The sequence below is a fragment of the Caballeronia sp. J97 genome, from assembly GCF_905220305.1.
Taxonomy (GTDB): Bacteria; Pseudomonadota; Gammaproteobacteria; order Burkholderiales; family Burkholderiaceae; genus Caballeronia.
Map to the genome: position 1 here is coordinate 1 of NZ_CAJMZL010000042.1, position 17,266 is coordinate 17,266.

A 17,266-nucleotide genomic window follows, 5' to 3' on the forward strand; every position below is an offset into this window, starting at 1 on the left:
AAAAAAATGCCCCGCGCGATGCGGGGCGATTTCTGCGATGACACGCGCCGTGCGAATCAGGTCACCGGCGCCGGGTTGAACAGCACGAGCGCGTTATGCAGCTTCAACGCCTCGGCCTTGGTCTGCGTCTTGCCGCTCGCGACATCGAGCATCAGGCGGAACAGCTCCCAGCCCACATCGGCGATGGTGGCCTCGCCCGTCGCGATGGTGCCCGCGTTCACGTCCATCAGATCGTGCCAGCGGCGCGCGAGATCCGAGCGCGTCGCGACCTTCAGCACCGGCACTTCGGCGAGGCTGTACGGCGTGCCGCGCCCCGTCGTGAATACGTGCAGGTTGATGCCCGCCGCGAGTTGCAGCGTGCCGCAGATGAAATCGCTCGCGGGCGTCGCCGCGTAGATCAGGCCCTTCTGCCTCACCTTCTCGCCCGGCGACAGCACGCCGGAAATCGTCGAGCTGCCCGACTTCACGATGGACCCCATCGCCTTCTCGACGATATTCGACAGTCCGCCCTTCTTGTTGCCCGGCGTCGTGTTCGCGCTGCGGTCCGCGCCGCCGCGCTTCAGGTAATCGTCGTACCACTGCATCTCGCGGATGATCGCCTGCGCCACTTCGCCGTTGGCCGCGCGCGCCGTCAGTTGCGCGACGCCGTCACGCACTTCCGTCACTTCCGAGAACATCACCGTCGCGCCCGCGCGCACCAGCAGGTCCGTCGCGAAGCCCACCGCCGGGTTCGCCGTCAGGCCCGAGAAGGCATCGCTGCCGCCGCACTGCACGCCGACGACGAGATCCGCCGCCGGGCACGTCTCGCGACGGCGGTTGTTGAGGCGCTTCAGATGCGTGTCGGCCATGCGCATGATCGACTCGATCATCGACCCGAAGCCGACATGCGCTTCGTCCTGAAGCACGACGGTGCCGCCGTTGTCGTCGTGCGTGTTGTCGCCGATATCGGCCACGTCTTCCGTTTCCGCCGTGGCCGCCGCAATCGGAATCGTGCCCGGCGGCATCAGACGTTCCGGCTGAAGCTTCTCGCAACCCAGCGACACCATCATCACTTCGCCGCCGAAGTTGGGATTCAGCGCGATGTTGCGCACGGTGCGGATCGGCACCATCGCGTCGGGTGCGTCGATGGCGACGCCGCAGCCGTAGGTGTGGCCGAGGCTCACGACGTCGTCGACATTCGGGTAGCGCGGCAGCAACTCCGCCTTGATGCGCGTGACCGCGTGCTGCACGACGTCCGCGACGCATTGCACCGTGGTCGTGATCGCGAGGATGTTGCGCGTGCCGACCGTGCCGTCCGCGTTGCGATAGCCCTCGAACGTGAAGCCTTCGAGCGGCGATTCGTCCGGCGCCTTGATCGTCGCGATCGGCAGGTCGTGCAGTTCGGGCGACGCCGGCATGCGCGTGACGTGCTCGTTGATCCAGCTTCCCTTCGGCAACGCCTTCGTCGCATAGCCGATCACCACGTTGTAGCGGATCACCGCGTCGCCTTCGGCGAGATCCTTCAGCGCGACCTTGTGGCCCTGCGGCACGCGCTCGCGCAGCACGAGGCCATCGGCGAACGTGGCGCCTTCGCCGAGACCGCCGTCATTGACGACGATCGCGACGTTGTCGTCCGGGTGGACGCGGATATAGAGAGGGGACTGATTCATTCTGACGAATCCTCGGAGCAAACACGCCGCATGACCGCGACTGGAGTTATGTCATCCTACAACATAGAAGGGCACAATTGGTCAGTAATTACCCTTATTCGTTGAATATATTGGCCTAACCTGATTGTACGATGACCGCTCATGTTGTACGATGACTTACGAGCTCGGCACCCGCCGGTCGCTGACCAACGAGACAGATCACCATGACGACACCGCAAGAACTGAAGCAAATCGTTTCCGAAGGCCTGCTTTCCTTCCCCGTGACGGACTTCGACCAACAAGGCAATTTCCGCGCGGACACGTACGCGGAGCGCCTCGAATGGCTGGCGCCGTACGGTGCTTCGGCGCTGTTCGTCGCGGGTGGCACGGGCGAGTTCTTCTCGCTGACGCAACCCGAATATTCGCAGATCGTGAAGACGGCCACCGAAGTGTGCCGTGGCAAGGTGCCGATCCTGGCGGGCGCGGGCGGCCCGACCCGCACGGCGATCGCGTTCGCGCAGGAAGCCGAACGTCAGGGCGCGCAAGGCATTCTGCTGATGCCGCACTATCTGACGGAAGCGTCGCAGGAAGGCATCCGCGCGCACGCCGAAGAGGTCTGCCGCGCCGTGCCGAACATGGGTGTGATCATCTACAACCGCGCGAACTCGAAGCTCAACGCCGACATGCTGGAGCAACTCGCGGACAGCTGCCCGAACCTGATCGGCTTCAAGGACGGCGTCGGCGAAATCGAGAACATGGTGACGATCCGCCGTCGTCTCGGCGAGCGTTTCTCGTACCTCGGCGGCCTGCCGACGGCCGAAGTCTACGCAGCCGCGTACAAGGCGCTGGGCGTGCCGGTGTACTCGTCGGCGGTGTTCAACTTCATCCCGAAGACCGCGATGCAGTTCTACCGCGCGATCGCCGCCGACGATCACGCGACGGTCGGCAAGCTGATCGACGAATTCTTCCTGCCGTACCTGAAGATCCGCAACCGCAAGGCGGGCTACGCGGTGTCGATCGTCAAGGCGGGCGCGAAACTCGTCGGCCACGACGCGGGTCCGGTGCGCGCACCGCTGACCGATCTGACCGGGGAAGAGCTCGAGCAGCTCGACGTGCTCATCAAGAAGCTCGGCGCACAGTAAGAGCACTGGCAGGAGACAAGCGAAGCGCGGGAGCGCGCGGCGCCGCAAAGGCGCCGCGCGTCGCTTCGCACACGAGGGCCGCTCGAGGACGAATCGGGCGGCCCTCCGTGCATCAGCACGATCGAAAAGGGGAAGTCCATGTCGATGAGCCGCGCCGCGAATCCCGCGGACGTCATGAAGCGCACCAAGGTGCGCTATCTCATTCTGTTGCTGATCTTCGTGATCACGACGTTCAACTATGCGGACCGCGCGACCTTGTCGGTCACCGGCTCGGCGATGCGCGCCGAATTCGGCTTCGATGCGATCCGCATGGGCTATATCTTCTCGGCCTTCAGCTGGGCGTACGTGCTCTCGCAAATGCCCGCGGGCTGGCTGCTCGATCGCTTCGGCGCGCGGCGCGTGTATGCGGCGAGCATTTTCCTGTGGTCGCTGTTCACGCTGCTGCAAAGCTCGATCGGCCTGCTAGGCAGCGCGGCGACGGCCGTGACCGCCCTCTTCGTGCTGCGCTTCGCGATGGGCGCGGCGGAAGCGCCCGCGTTCCCGGCCAATGCGAAAGTCGTCGCGAGCTGGTTTCCGACGAAGGAGCGCGGCACGGCATCGGCGATCTTCAACTCGGCCCAGTATTTCGCGGCCGTCGTGTTCACGCCGTTGATGGCGTGGCTCACGCACGCGTTCGGCTGGCATCACGTCTATATCGTGATGGGTATCGCGGGTCTGCTGCTCGCGCTCACGTGGCTCTCCGTGATGAAGAATCCGGCGGACCACCCGCGCGTGAACAGTCAGGAGCTGGAGTACATCGAGGAAGGCGGCGGCCTCGTGCACGGTCATCAGCGCGCGGGCGGCGGCGCGGCACGCGCGCGCACGAACACAAGCGCGAACAGCGTGGGCTGGCCGGTCGTGAAGCAGTTGCTGACGAACCGGATGTTGCTCGGCGTGTACCTCGCGCAGTACTGCATCAACGTGCTGACGTACTTCTTCCTGACGTGGTTTCCGATCTATCTCGTGCAGGCTCGTCACATGACGATTCTGCAGGCGGGCTTCGTCGCGTCGCTGCCGGCCATCTGCGGCTTCACGGGCGGCGTGCTCGGCGGCGTGATCTCCGACGGCCTCATCCGTCGCGGCAAGTCGCTGACCGTCGCGCGCAAGGTGCCGATCGTCGGGGGCATGCTGCTGTCGTCGTGCATCATCGGCTGCAACTACGTCGATACGGACTGGGTCGTGGTCGCGCTGATGTCGCTCGCGTTCTTCGGCAAGGGTATCGGCGCACTGGGCTGGGCGGTGGTCGCCGATACGTCGCCGAAGGAAGCCATCGGGCTGTCCGGATCGATCTTCAACATGTTCGGCAATGTCGCCGGGATCGTGACGCCGATCGTGATCGGCTATCTCGTCGCGCAGTCGGGCTCGTTCAACGGCGCGCTGGCGTTCGTCGGCATCAATGCGTTGATCACGGTGTTCAGTTATCTCGTGATCGTGAAGGACATCAGGCGCGTCGAATTGCGGGTGTGATTCGAGGCGATCGATGGGTGAGCAAGCCCGTTCTGTTCATGGCAGAACGGGCCTTGCAGCTCCAATCGCGCAACGCAGATAGCAACGTCTCTGTTAGGGAACCGCCGTCTGTGTCGTTTTCACTAAAGAAAATCCAAGCTGTCAGCCTCGCCAGAACCGGCTGCGTGACATCAGACGAATTCGACCTTCATCTCCTAGAAACTTCGATCTGCTTCCTGACGACGCCGAATAGCGCTTTCGACTTTCTTCCAGACATCGTTAATTCGAAACCGGTAGTAAAGCGCCGTAAGATTGCTGGTTAGCTTATTCAGCCCGGTGTCCTCTCCCTGAAGGCGAGACCTGATTTCTCGAACGACCCAATCATCGTCAAATGAAAGCCAAACCGGGGGAATCGCCGTGAACATATTGGGACCGCATACGGGTGCCACTTCACGAAAGAAAATTCGCTTCAGTTCAGGAAGCGGGTACGCGGTGAGCTTCCCGGCGTAACAATCGTAGTCGACCTCGGTGTCAACGAAGAATTCGGCCATCACAATCCAGATCGCTTCCCGCTCATCGCCGTCTATCAAGTCTTCCATTGGCGTTTTAGTTGCGCATCCATTCCTGGAAATGCTGCCACTCTTCGCTGTAGACCTCATAGGCTTTCAGTCCGGCCTTGGACCCCACATCACTCCCAAGGATCATAAGCGCACCTATACAGGCCGGTTCGGCCGGACCACATAAGAACGAGAGCGAAGCACCCGCCGTTCCGCCAACGATACCGCCAGCCACTATGCTGCCTTGTCGCACCATCTCACGAATTCTGTCTTTCGCGTTGATGATCTCACCGACGATCAGCGTGCCGGTTAAAAGCAGCATCATCGTTCCTTTACTGCGTAGCTCCTTTATGCCCTTTGTCACCGTGGCGTTATCACGGCCCGCCGCGAGTATCACCTCGAAATATACCGCTTTGCGTTCCCCCGCGGAAAGCTGAAGAAAATCCTTCCTGAAGCTATTCTGCGCGTATTTGTTGAGATAGAAATCCAGCCCGCGTGCCTTCGCCTTTATCAATTCGGTACTGGCGACACCGAATGCAGATGTGTACGCACGATATTCAATGACCAGTTTGTCCCGCATCATGTTGCAGAACTCGGCTCCTTCCTTGACTGTCATCGTTCCCGCTACGACAGAATTACGAACCTCCTTAGAGATACTTTTGATATGAGCGGCATATTTCACACGAACGTCAGCATCATTGATGATGCCGAGCGCAATATTGATTGCCGACGATTCCCACCCCTGTATGGCAGTTTCGATCACACCGCTATTTAGGCCATGCTCCATTCCCGTTCGGAACTCGCCTCGGTGAATGATGTTGTCGGTCGACTGTCGCGGGAGCGTTGACATCTACAGTGCTCCCGAGTGACCGAGAATCGCTTGCGTGACACTGCCGAGCATCGCGTCGGATCCTTGCGTTTCAAGCTCCAAAGCGGAGCACGCACTGTCGTTACTTCGAGTGAATCGAATTTGATTGTTCGAATCGACCGTGCCTCGCTCAGTCGAGCCGTCCGTGAAGTGCGCAACACACGATAGACCTTCGCAACTTCCGCTTTCGTTCAGTGTGAAGTGGATCCAATGCGATGGATGGACAGCGGCAAGCGATGCGGCGGAAGACGCGCTGGTCGAGCGCTGTCCAGTTGAATTTGACTCGCCGTTGTCCAGAATCGTCCATTTGTGCCGCGCATACCGTGCATAAATGCGTGGCTTTTCGGCGCAGTTGCATATCACGAGATCACCGCCGACCGCTTGTTCCCGGCCCATATGATTCATACGGCCGCCCGGTCGAATCGCGACACCGTAATCGATTTCGCCTGTCGATCGGCAAACCGAACAATACGCACGGTCCCCGATCACGATCATGCGCCGGTACGTTCCAGCGTCGTCTTTGATCGTGCTCCAGGCATGTCCGGCGATGGTATAACTCCCATTACCCGTTGTAAGCGGATCACCGTCAACTGCCGCGTAGTAGACGCTCATCACTTGACCGAATTAGATTTGCATATCTAATTATCCACCGGCGTTTCGTGATTTCAAGTTGCGCTTCTGCGATAAAGCGCAATTCAGAAATTTCGCCTCAAAGTCACTCGGTGTTCTTGCGCCTGCCTTTCAATCTTGACCTTCCGAATATCGACTCGCGATCATAGGGGGATTCGAAGATGCCAGATGTTCTGGCCCGAGCTCATGTCCAACAGCTTCAAAAGCAAACGCGCCCGGACCTTTCTCTTCTACGCGTGCATCGCGGCGTCTCACCCCGCCCGAACCACCTCGATGCGCAGCGCCTCGCCCCCGTCGACGATCGCAATCAGCCGATCCACGTTCGGATGCGCGCCCGGACGATTCCGCGCATCGGCGGTATGTTCGGCGAACACGGCGAGGCCTTGCCCGGCCGCTTTCGCATCGAGCGTGCCGAACGCCTGCTTCAGATAGTGGTAGACCGCGAGCGAGCCCTGCTTGCCCGGCTTGTTCTCGATGCTCGCGACCACTTCGCCCTTGCCGTCGACCAGATCGATGCGCTCGATGCCGTCGATGGCGGGCAATTGGGCGAGGTTGTCCTTGAATACGTTGCTCGGCTGGATCACGAAAAGCACTCCACGTTATGGGTTGATGATGCGGGGCGCCAATCTTATCCGATCGCCTGGCCGGTCGGTCGTCAGTCGGGAATCTCCGGCTCGACCAGCCGCGCCAGTTGCACGAGCGACTCCTGCCAGCCGAGATAGCACATCTCCACCGGAATGACTTCGGGCACGCCCTCCTGAACGACGCTCAGCTCGGTCCCGCACGCGACCTGCCGCAACGAGACCGTGACGTGCATCTCGCCGGGCAGGTTCGGATCGTCGAAACGGTCCGTGTAGCGAATCTTTTCGAACGGCACCAGTTCGACGTACTCGCCGCCGAACGAATGACCGTTGCCCGTGCCGAAGTTGCGGAACGACATCTTGTGCGTGCCGCCCGGGCGCGCATCCATATGATGGACCTGACAGGTGAACCCGAAGGGCGGAAGCCATTTCGCGATCGCATCGGGTTCGAGGAACGCGCGATAAAGACGTTCGGGCGTCGTGCGCAGGACGCGGTGAAGGCGGACGGTTCCGGTAGCCATGACGTGCTCTCCTTTCGCTGGAAAAATGGGACACATCCCTACGACGATGCATCGACTCGTGGATCGACATGCCAGGATATCGGGAAAACCCTCGATGGCCCTCGCGGCGAGACACCCGTCCGATGAATCGGCGCGACCAGTGAGACGTCGATGAAAATTCCATCCGCACGATACGCCCTCGCATTCGTCGTCAACGTGGCGTTGCCCGCGCTCGCATACAGGATCGCGATCGGCCATTTCGGCGTGGCGGACGCGCTCATCGCGTCGGCCGTGCCGCTGATCGCGTGGATGATCTTCGACGTGGTGCGGTTCCGCCACTTCGACGCGTTGAGCGCCATCGTGCTGGCGGGCATCGCCATGTCGCTGATGCTCCTGCTGTCGGGCGCGGCGCGCTGGATGGGCGCCGCGCGCGAGCCCGCCGTGAGCGGCATCATCGGCGTGCTGTTTCTGCTCTCGCTCTTTCTGGAGCGGCCCTTGGTCTACTACCTCGCGCGCTCGACGATGTCGCGCGAAACGCAAGGCCGCGAAACCGAATTCGACGCGCTGTGGCACTCGCGCCCCACGCTCGCCAGGTCCATCCGGCTAATGACCGCGGTATGGGGCGTCGGACTCGTCGGGGAGAATCTCGCGCGTCTCTGGATCACGCTCGCCCTCACCGAACCGGACGCGGCACGGCTCTCCACCTGGGTCAGATACGCGACTTACGCCGGATTGACCGGCTGGACCGTTTTCTACCGCCGCCGCTACATCAGACGCGCCCGGCCGTAGCCGATCCGGCCGCGCGGGAAGCCACGCAGGCAAGCATTCAAGTTCACGATTTTCCTGCCGAAATCAGCATGGAGGAATCGTCATCCGACGACGCTTTCATCGCGGCGACAATCGGCCTGCGCTTGCCCACTGCACATGTCAATCTCAATCCGGCAGCACTTCCTGGCGAACCTTTTCCGCGCAACCGGCGGTCGCGACCCGCGCCTGCCCCGCGCGGGTCCGCAATCGTCGACGTCGCCATCGACGGGCACGCTGCGCGCGCTCGCCGATCCCGTCGTGCTCGGCATTCTCTGTTATCTGCTCGCGCGCCCCGTCGCGCATCTGGAAAGCGCGGGCACGCTTGCCGCCATCGCGTGGCCCGCGCCGGCCATCGCCATCGCGATTCTCTGGCCGATGCCGCCGCGACGCTGGCCCGCGCATCTGCTGGCGTTGTTCATCGCGATTGCCGCGACCGGCGATTTCAGCAGCGCGTCGTGGCGCAGCGACCTCGGTTTCTGCGTGCTGAACGTGCTCGAAGTGACGTTGTGCGCGTGGCTCGGCCGGCGTTACGTCGATGCGAACGGCGCTATCGTTTCGACCAACAGCCTGATGCGCTTCCTGCTGTTGCTTCCGCTCGCGGGCATCGGCGTCACGTCGATGCTCGGCGCGACGCTCGCCAGCGATCTCGGCCACGACGGCTGGTGGCGCGAATGGCGCACGCTCTTCGTCGGCAACGGCGTCGCGGTGCTCGTGCTGGCGCCGGCCGTGCTCGCGTGGCGCGTGCGTTCATCGCAGACCGCGAGCCGCGCGCAGCGGGCCGAGGCATGGATCGCGCTCGCGTGCAGCGTCGCGGCCGTGGGCCTGCTCGCCGCGGCGGCGGCGCTGCATGTGTCGGAACAGGTGCAGCGCGCCGTCGTCTCGCTGCTGCTCGCCGGCACCGCGATCTACGGCGGACTCGCCGCTGCCGCGACGACGCTCGGCACGGCCGCGGTGTTCGGCGTCGGCCTGACGCTGATGAAGCTCGGCCCGTATCACTACGAAAACGCCGAGAGCGCGTGGCATCTGCAGATCGACATGGCGGGGCTCGCGATTCTCACGTTCTTCGTCGCGGTCGCCGTGCGCGAACGCCGGCAACTCGCGCTGCGTCTGGAACGGGCGCGCCGCATGGAATCGCTCGGGCTGCTCGCGGGCGGCGTCGCGCACGATTTCAAGAACATACTCGCGGCCGTCGACGGCTATGCGGAAATCGCCCGCGACCGGCTCGCGCAGGACTCCGCCGCGCGCAAGCCGCTGCGCGAAGTACAGGCCGCATCGGCGCGCGGCTACGCGCTCACCGAGGAAATCCTGCTGGCGGCGCGGCGCGGGGATCGCGTGCGCGAATCGCTCGATCTGATCGCGATCGTGCGCGAGAGCGTCGCGCTCGCGCGGCCGCTGTGCCGCAACGGGATCGTCATCGAGATGGAACCGGCGGATGCGCGTTTCTTCGTCGCGGCGCACGGCGGCCAGCTCGTGCGCGCCGTGCTGAATCTCGCGAGCAACGCCAGCCTCGCGGCGCGCTCGCGCGTGCGGGTGCGGGTCGGCAGCGCGCCGTCGATGGACGAACCGCTCGCCATCGGCGATGCGCCGCCCGGCTCCGTCGCGTGGGTGGACGTCGAAGACGACGGCCCGGGCATTCCCGCCGAACATCTGCCGCAGCTCTTCGAACCGTTCTTCTCGGTGCGCGCGAAAGGCGGCGGCTCGGGCCTCGGCCTCGCGATCGTCGCGGGCGTCGCGTGCGAGCATCAGGGCGGCGTCGCGATCAGGACGGGACCGGGCGGCACGCGCTTTCGGCTCGTCCTGCCGCTGCTGACGCAGGCGCCCGCGTCGACGCATGCGTCGCCCGATGCGGCCGGGGCCATCGGCAACGGCGAGCGCGTGATGCTGATCGACGCCGATCCCGATTCGCGCGAACGCTGCGAGGACTGGCTCGCCGAGATGGGCTTCGAGCCGCTCGGTTATGCGAACGCGCAGGAAGCGCTCGACGAAGCCGCGCACGCCGGGGACGACCTCGCGCTCGTGCTCGCCGTCCCCGACAGCCTGCCGCCGAACCACGCGGCATTCGCCGCGCGCATCGTCGTCCTGACGAAACCCGTCGACCGCGAGTCGCTCGGACGCGCCGCCGCCTCAGCCTTGAAGGACCGCTCATGACCCTGCAGCCGCAACACAGCATCCTCGTCGTCGACGACGATCATTCGATGCGCATCCTGCTGATCGAATATCTCTCCGGGCACGGTTACAAGGCCGACGGCGCGGCGAGCGCGCAAGAAGCGATCAGCGTGTTCGCCGCGAAGCGCTACGACCTCGTGCTGCTCGATCTCGGCCTGCCCGATGGCGACGGCACCGAGCTCGCGCGCCGCTGGCGCGAGCAGGCGCAGGTGCCGATCATGTACATCACGGGCCGCAAGGACGAAGCCGATCTCGTGATGGGACTCGAACTCGGCGCGGACGATTACATCGTCAAGCCGTTTTCACTGCGCGAAGTGCTCGCGCGCATGCGCGCCGTGATGCGCCGCGCCGGTGCGGGCTCGGCCGCGCCGCTCACCCGCGGCAAGCTGCCGAACGCGTATCGTTTCGCGGGCTGGACGCTGAACCTGAACACGCGCCGCCTGAGCGCCTCCGACCAGTCGACGGTGCCGCTCACGAACTCGGAGTTCAATCTGCTCGTCACCTTCCTGAGCGCGCCGGGCCGTATCATCACGCGCGAGAAGCTGCTCGAAAGCACGCGCGCCTTCGACGACATCTACGATCGCGCCATCGACGTGCAGATCCTGCGGCTGCGACGCAAGATCGAGATCGATCCGAAAAAGCCGGCGCTGCTGCGCACCGAGCGCGGCGCGGGCTATATCTTCGACACCGACATCGAACATCTGTGGACCTGAGCTTGGAGAAAAACGCCGTGAACGACTTCAGGCGCCTTGGCACGCAACCCATCAGCGACGCAGCGCCGTGCGGCGTCGACGTGCGCGACGACCCCGACTTCGACCTGCTGCAAAACGAGATCGCGAAACTGACCAATCCGGCCGCGAGCGGCGCGCCGGACTGGGAACAGGTGGTGAAGCTGTCGTCCGCGCTGCTCGCGGACAAGGGCAAGGACATTCTCGTCGCGAGCTATCTGGCGGGCGGGCTGCTGATCACGCGCGGCCTCGCCGGTCTGGGCGACGGTGCGCGAGTGCTCGAAGGACTGGTCGCGACGCATTGGGAACAGCTTTATCCGCCGGTCGCGCGGCTGCGTGCGCGGCGCAATGCGATTCAATGGCTGATCGATCGCGTGCGCGCGCATGCCGACGAACACGACTGGTCGAGCTGGCCGCCGCAGGACGCCGCGCTCGTCGATGACTTGCGCGCGGCGCTCGCGGGCATCGACAGCGTACTCGCCGACAAGGACGACGACGCGCCTTCGATGCAGCCTCTGCGCGCGTTGCTCGGCACGGTGCAGGTCGCCGAGCCCGTGCCTGAACCGGAGCCCGCGGCTGATTCTGCGCCTGCGCCGGCAGCCGAACCGGAGCCGCCCGCCGCGCCCGCGCCAGCACCGACGTCTGCACCGACGTCTGCACCCCGGCCAGCGCCCGCCGCTCCCGCAATGCAGGCCGATCCGCTCGCGCCGCTCGCCGTCGATTCTTCCGACGGCGCAAGCCGCGCCACCGATGAAGCGCTCGACCGGCTCGCCGCCATCGGCGGCTGGTACGCGCAGAACGAGCCGTCGAGCGCGCTCGGCTTCCGGCTGCGGCGCATCGGCGTGTGGGCGGGCATCGAGCGCGCGCCGTTCGCCAACGGCGCGGAGACGCAGCTTCCCGGGCCCATCGCGCCGTTGCAGGATGCGTTGCGCAACCTGCAGTCGCGCGCGGCGCACGGCGATATCGTCGGGTTCGCCGAAACGCAGGTGCTCGCCTACCCGTTCTGGCTCGATCTGAACCACGCCGCCGCGACGTCGCTCGCCCTGCTCGGCGATGCGTGGAGCGCCGCGCGTCGCGAAGTCTGCGGCGAAACCGCGAAGTTCGTCGCGCGGATCGACGGCATCGAACGTCTGAAATTCGCCAACGGCGTGCCGTTCGCGAACGCCGACACGGTGCAGTGGCTCGCCTCCCTGGCGTCGTCGGGCGGCGATGCGGGCGTGGCCGCCGCGCCCGATCCGCTGCTCGCCGTGCTTTCCCGCGCGCGTGCGCTCGCCGCCGACAACGATCTGCGCGCCGCCGCGCAATGCTTGCAGGACGCCATCGACAAGACCGCCGCCGTCGGCCCGCGTCTACGCCTGCGCACGGCGATGTGCGACCTCTTGCTGGAAAATCGTCCGGGCGCGCGGCTCGATGCGTTCGCGCGCGCGCTCGTGGAGGAAGTGGACCGCTACGGCGTGGCGGCGTGGGACCCGGAGCTGACCGCCGATGCCCTGCGCGCCGCCTACGCGATCCTGAGCCGCAACGATCAGAACGAGGCGGAGACGGCGGCGCTGCTCGCGCGCATCGCACCGCTCGATGTCGCCATCGCGGTGCGGCTGATCACCTGAGCCGCCCGAAGCGACCGGCTCAGAGGCCGGTCATCGTCATCGGCGGCGCCTGGCCGCGCCAGCACGCGCCGATCGTCGCGGGCAGTCCCAGTTCGGCGAGCGTCACCGGGCTGCTCGCCACGGTCGGCACGATGGCCGGCAGCGGCGGCATTCCCGGGCTCATCACCGCGAGCTGATCGACGATGTTCATCTGCTGGCGCTGCATCTGCGCGTCCTGAATCTGCTGCTTCTGTTGCGCCGTCGTCTTCTGCAGCGTTTCGTACAGCTCGATCCTGCGCGCGGCATCGGTCACCTGTTCGCCGCCCGTCACCGAGAAGCTCACTGTCAGCGTTTGCACGTCGAGCGCCCTGAGCGCCGATTCGCTCGCAGGGAAATCGGCGGGGGTGAACTGACGCTGGCCGTCGGCGAAGTCCTTCAGGAACGCCGCGACGCCGAGCGGCCCCGCATAGCTGCGACTCAAGGTCAGGTTGCCGATCCTGATCTGCAAGCGCGTATCGCCGCACTGCCCCGCCGTCCACGCGAAACTCGTGCTGACCGGAAAGTTGTAGTTGTTAAGCGTCTGCACGCCCGCCGCGCATTGCACGGTGAGGATCGTCGCGTACGGTTTCGCCTGCGCGCCGGCGTTGACGTTGGTCGGCTGCGCGGTGAGCGTGAGCGGCACCGACAGCGCGCGGGCCGCATCGGCTTGCTGCCTGGCCGTCGCGAGCGCGCGGTCGAGCTGATCGAGCGCTTGCTGCGCGTCCAGTTGCGCCTTCTGCGCCTGAAGCTGCTGCGCCTCTTTGTCGGCGGCGCTGCGCGCGGCGGATTGCCGCTGCGCGAGCTCGCGCCCGAACGCGCCGTTGAGCATCGGCACGAAGGCCGACGTGAACGGCACGCTGAAGCCCTGCGTCTCGACGATGCCGTAGCGGCTCGCATTGCGCGTGAGGAACGGCTTGGCCGCGCCGTCGGCGAACGCCCAGACCGCGCCCTTCGCGCCGAAGAGCTGATCGATCGCCGCGCTCTTGTCGGTCGCGCCCTGCAACGGAAACACGACGCCCGATTCCCAGCCGCGTTGCAGTTCGCACGACGCCTGCTGCTCGATATACGCCGCGAGAAAATCGAAGGGACCGCGGATCAGACGCCACGTCGGCGTGTCCGAACCATCGCCGGTGCCGATCAGCGTGCGCAACTGCGTGAGCGGCTGCAGCGCGTTCATCATCTCCGAAGGCTGCGGCTGCGGGCTCGTCGCGAACTGCGCGAACTCGGCCGCGAGCTGATAGGTCTTGCCGCTGCCCGCGCTGCTGTCGAGCGCGAGCTTGTTCAGGCCCGCGAGATAGAGCGTCAGGGCATCGACCGCGCCGAGGTTGTCGGCGACGGTCTGGCCGCCGCGCTGCGGTGCGCCGGAGAGCACGTCCTTGAGCGCCGATCCGCCGACCGCGTTGATCGCGCCCGCCATCTTCACGGCCCGATTCGCCGCGCCCATGCGCGTCGCCTGGCCGCGCACCTGCTGAAATTGCCGCGCGAGGACGATCCATCCGGGCAACGGGGCATCGGCGCGCTCGCCGCTGAATTCCTCGTCGAGCCGCGCGATCAGGCGGAAGTACGGACTGGCCGGGCCGCTGACGATGCCGAGCGCCGCGCGCCAGCCCGCCTCGCCCGTGTACGGCGTCGCGTTGCCCGCGAACGCCTCGACGAAGTTCTGCCATGCCATCACGCGCTGCGTGCGATACCAGTCGTCGAACGAGGCTCGCTGCCGGTCGAAACGCGCGGGATCGCTGACGGCCGCGCGAATCTGCTTCGCCAGTTCGTCGAGCGACTGACGGCCCGCGACGGTGTAGACCGCCGGCACGGTGACATCGGAAGTGCGCGCGATGCTTGCGCCGGTCACGCTGCCCTTCGCCGTGCGCGAGTTCGCGTCGGCCATGAGGTTCGCGGGCTGCGCGTTGCCGCCCCAGAAATCGGCCGCGCGCACCGGCGCAAGCGCGCCGTCGTCCGGCACGAGACCGACGAGCCAGGCCATCTGCGGATCGGCGGCGACGGTCTGATCGAGCAGCGCGCGTTGATTCTTCAGGCGCTCCTGCAAATAGCCGGCGTCCCTCGGTGACCAGACGAGATACGAAATCGCGAGCGGATTGAGCTGGTCGTTCAACTGCGCCGGATAGAGCGGCGACGCGACCGGCTGCGGCATCGCTTCGAGCGCCGCGCGATCCGCACCGCCGATGCGCGCCCGCAGCAACGCGACCGAGCGCGCCAGATTCAGCACCTGCCGCGCCGCTTCGACGGGCTGCCCCGCCTGCCCCGCCGATGTCGCGAGCGCCGTCTGCTGCGTCTGGTCCGCGGCCGGCTGGATCGCCTGCCGATACTGTTGCACGAAGACGTCATGCAGACGCGCTTCGAGCGCCGCGAGTCCCGCGTCATTGCCGAGCAGTCCCGAGAGCCAGCGCCGGTCGTTCTGCGCGACCTGCATGAGCACGTCGTTCGAATAGGTGAGCGCGGCGGCGTCGTGGAACAGGTTGCCGTCGAGCGCGATCTTGTCGGGACGCGCGCTCTGCACCAGCGCGAGCGTCTGCTTGTTGCCGGCGAAGGACACCGAGAGCAGGATGCCGAACATCGCGAGCAGCAGCACCCATGCGAGCACGCCCACGCTTTGCGTGACGCGCCGCCAGTGATGCACGAGCATGGCCGGCCTGGCGGCGTTGCGGTCCTGCGGCAAAATGCGGCCGAAGAAGTCGTGCAGGAACACCCCGGCCGTGTCGCTCGCATGCGACGGCGATGCCGGCAGCACCGAGCCCATCAGCGCGGACATCGCGCCGCCTTCCTGCTGACCGCTGCTGAAGAAGATGCCGCGCAACAGCGGCCGTTCGAGATACGGGCTGTCGGCGAGACAGGTGCCGAGGAACATCGCGAGGCCGCCGCGCAACTGCTCCAACTCGTTCGGGAACATCAGCAGTTCGGGCGACGGCTGCGCTTCGCGCGACACGAGCGCGAGACGCAGCGCCTTGAGACGCGCGCCGATCGAATCGAACGCGCGCGCGACGAACGCGCCTTCACCCGGCGCGCCCGCCTCGCCCTCTTCGGCGAGATAGCCCATCGCCTGGCCGAGCGCATCGGCGGGCAGCGTCTTCGCCCATTCCTCGAAGCCGTAGAGCCGGTCGCATTTCGTGATCAGCACATACACCGGAAAGCGCTTGCCGAACATGCGTATCAATTGCTCGATGCGCGCGCGCACGATGCGCCCTTCGTCGGCGAAGGTGTCGGCGTCGGGCACGATCAGCCGGTCCGCGCTGACCGCGAGCACGAGCCCGTCGAGACCTTCGCGCGGCCGGTAGCGCCCGAGCAGGTCGAGACCGAGCTCCCATTCGCGCCGGTCCTGCTCGATATCCTCCGCCTGCACGTAACGCCCCGCGCAATCGATCACCACCGCGCGGTCGAAATACCACCAGTCGCAATTGGCCGTCTGGCCGATGCTCGCCTGCTGGCTGATCTTCTGGATCGGCGACGAGAGCCGCGCGCGCGTGAGCGCCGTGGTCTTGCCGGTGCCCGATTGCCCGACGACCATGAACCACGGCAGCGCATAGAGCGGATCGCCCTTGCTGCGCAGATTCGACTGGCGCAGCGTCGCGACGGCGGCCTTCCACTTGCGCCGCAAGACCGTTTCGGCCGACGCCGCCGGCGCTTCGACATTGATCGCGGCGCGCTGAGCCGCGAGCCGGCTGCGCGAACGCATCATCACGAGCACGCGGCGCGCGAACGCGACGAAGAAGTAAGCAGCGAACACGCCGACGAAAATCGCGAGCGCGACCCACAGCGGCCAGCCGAAATAGAGGACGACGCCCCAGCTGATCAGCGCCACGACGATCAGCGTCAATAGCCAGAGCAATGCGGTGCCGAGCGTTTTCATGGATGGATCTGCGCGAGAAGCGTATCGACGGACTGCGCGACGACGGTGTGATACACGCCATACAGCAGCGCCAGCAGGAACAGCGGCAACAGGACGGCGGTCAGCCTGCCGCGCGTGAAGCGCGTGGCGAAACGCGCGCGCGCGGTCGGACCGTGCGCCGCGGCTGCGTCGCCTTCGACGCGATAGCCGTCCGGAAACAGAAACGCGCGCGCCGATGCGCCGAGCTGATCGGCATCGGGCAACAGCATCGCGAGATTGGAGCGGCGGATATCGGTGAGCGTCTTCTGGTTGCGGTCGTACGCATAGCGCCCGCCGAAACCGAGCGCGAGACACAGATAGAACACTTCGCGCACCTGCAATTGCGCGGGCGCGAGCTGCGCGAGACGTTCGTAGAAGACCACGCCGCCGTTGCTCACGTTCGAATAGCGGCGTTGCAGCAGGTGACGCTGCCAGTGCGCCGCGCCTTCCCACGGCGTCGTGAGCAGCAGCTCGTCGGCCCAGGCGTTGAAGGCGAACAGCGCTTCGTCGATGTCGGCCTGCGCGAAGCCCGCGTCGTGCGCACGCAGCCGCGCCGACGCGATCGCGCCGTCGAGTTGCGCGGTCAGACTCGCGGCGTCGCCCGCGGGCGAGCGCGAGAACGCGCGGACCTGCGCGAAAAGGGAAATGAGGGTATCGGCGAGCGTCATG

The 17,266-nt window shown here is 65.7% G+C and carries 14 protein-coding genes; 6 read left to right on the forward strand and 8 right to left on the reverse strand.

The window, feature by feature from the left end; all coding sequences use genetic code 11:
• Window positions 1–56: 56 nt before the first annotated feature.
• Window positions 57–1,649, reverse strand: a complete 1,593-nt coding sequence (gene garD / locus U4Y90_RS32510; RefSeq protein WP_321800886.1) for a galactarate dehydratase — start codon at window positions 1,647–1,649, stop codon at window positions 57–59.
• Window positions 1,650–1,852: 203 nt separating this feature from the next.
• Between garD and kdgD the strand changes: the two genes are divergently transcribed.
• Both kdgD and U4Y90_RS32520 read left to right on the forward strand, forming a co-directional pair.
• The gene (kdgD, locus tag U4Y90_RS32515; protein WP_321800887.1) at window positions 1,853–2,770 is read left to right on the forward strand and encodes a 5-dehydro-4-deoxyglucarate dehydratase; all 918 of its coding nucleotides are present in this window, start codon (window positions 1,853–1,855) and stop codon (window positions 2,768–2,770) included.
• Window positions 2,771–2,908: 138 nt separating this feature from the next.
• The gene (locus tag U4Y90_RS32520) at window positions 2,909–4,276 is read left to right on the forward strand and encodes an MFS transporter (RefSeq protein ID WP_321800889.1); all 1,368 of its coding nucleotides are present in this window, start codon (window positions 2,909–2,911) and stop codon (window positions 4,274–4,276) included.
• Window positions 4,277–4,470: 194 nt separating this feature from the next.
• Here U4Y90_RS32520 and U4Y90_RS32525 read toward each other — a convergent pair whose 3' ends face one another.
• From U4Y90_RS32525 to U4Y90_RS32545, 5 genes are all read right to left on the reverse strand, one after another.
• Entirely contained in the window at window positions 4,471–4,854 is a 384-nt protein-coding gene (locus U4Y90_RS32525; RefSeq protein WP_321800891.1) for a hypothetical protein, read from the reverse strand.
• 7 nt (window positions 4,855–4,861) lie between these two features.
• Window positions 4,862–5,662, reverse strand: coding sequence for a hypothetical protein (locus tag U4Y90_RS32530; RefSeq protein ID WP_321800893.1), 801 nt, complete (start codon window positions 5,660–5,662; stop codon window positions 4,862–4,864).
• The gene (locus U4Y90_RS32535; protein ID WP_321800894.1) at window positions 5,663–6,292 is read right to left on the reverse strand and encodes a hypothetical protein; all 630 of its coding nucleotides are present in this window, start codon (window positions 6,290–6,292) and stop codon (window positions 5,663–5,665) included.
• A 269-nt stretch (window positions 6,293–6,561) separates the two neighbouring features.
• Window positions 6,562–6,894 (reverse strand): DUF2322 family protein, encoded by a 333-nt coding sequence (locus U4Y90_RS32540; protein WP_321800895.1) that lies wholly within the window; start codon window positions 6,892–6,894, stop codon window positions 6,562–6,564.
• Window positions 6,895–6,965: 71 nt separating this feature from the next.
• Window positions 6,966–7,412 carry an SRPBCC family protein gene (locus U4Y90_RS32545; RefSeq protein WP_321800897.1) on the reverse strand — a complete coding sequence of 149 codons (447 nt, stop codon included), beginning with the start codon at window positions 7,410–7,412 and terminating at the stop codon, window positions 6,966–6,968.
• 150 nt (window positions 7,413–7,562) lie between these two features.
• On the opposite strand from U4Y90_RS32545, the gene U4Y90_RS32550 reads away from it, so the two are divergent.
• The 4 genes from U4Y90_RS32550 (at window position 7,563) to tssA (ending at window position 12,699) form a co-directional block, all read left to right on the forward strand.
• Entirely contained in the window at window positions 7,563–8,180 is a 618-nt protein-coding gene (locus U4Y90_RS32550) for a VC0807 family protein (RefSeq protein ID WP_321800899.1), read from the forward strand.
• Window positions 8,181–8,315: 135 nt separating this feature from the next.
• Window positions 8,316–10,346, forward strand: a complete 2,031-nt coding sequence (locus U4Y90_RS32555; protein WP_321800901.1) for an ATP-binding protein — start codon at window positions 8,316–8,318, stop codon at window positions 10,344–10,346.
• Window positions 10,343–11,077 carry a response regulator transcription factor gene (locus tag U4Y90_RS32560; protein ID WP_321800902.1) on the forward strand — a complete coding sequence of 245 codons (735 nt, stop codon included), beginning with the start codon at window positions 10,343–10,345 and terminating at the stop codon, window positions 11,075–11,077. The genes U4Y90_RS32555 and U4Y90_RS32560 overlap by 4 nt, the downstream gene beginning before the upstream one ends.
• 17 nt (window positions 11,078–11,094) lie before the next feature.
• Complete coding sequence (tssA, locus tag U4Y90_RS32565; RefSeq protein WP_321800903.1) at window positions 11,095–12,699, forward strand: type VI secretion system protein TssA; 1,605 nt, start codon at window positions 11,095–11,097, stop codon at window positions 12,697–12,699.
• Window positions 12,700–12,718: 19 nt separating this feature from the next.
• Here the strand turns inward: tssA and U4Y90_RS32570 are convergent, their stop codons facing one another.
• Window positions 12,719–16,579, reverse strand: a complete 3,861-nt coding sequence (locus U4Y90_RS32570) for a type VI secretion protein IcmF/TssM N-terminal domain-containing protein (RefSeq protein WP_321800904.1) — start codon at window positions 16,577–16,579, stop codon at window positions 12,719–12,721.
• Complete coding sequence (locus U4Y90_RS32575) at window positions 16,576–17,265, reverse strand: DotU family type IV/VI secretion system protein (RefSeq protein WP_321800906.1); 690 nt, start codon at window positions 17,263–17,265, stop codon at window positions 16,576–16,578. The genes U4Y90_RS32570 and U4Y90_RS32575 overlap by 4 nt, the downstream gene beginning before the upstream one ends.
• Between the last annotated feature and the right edge of the window lies 1 nt (window position 17,266).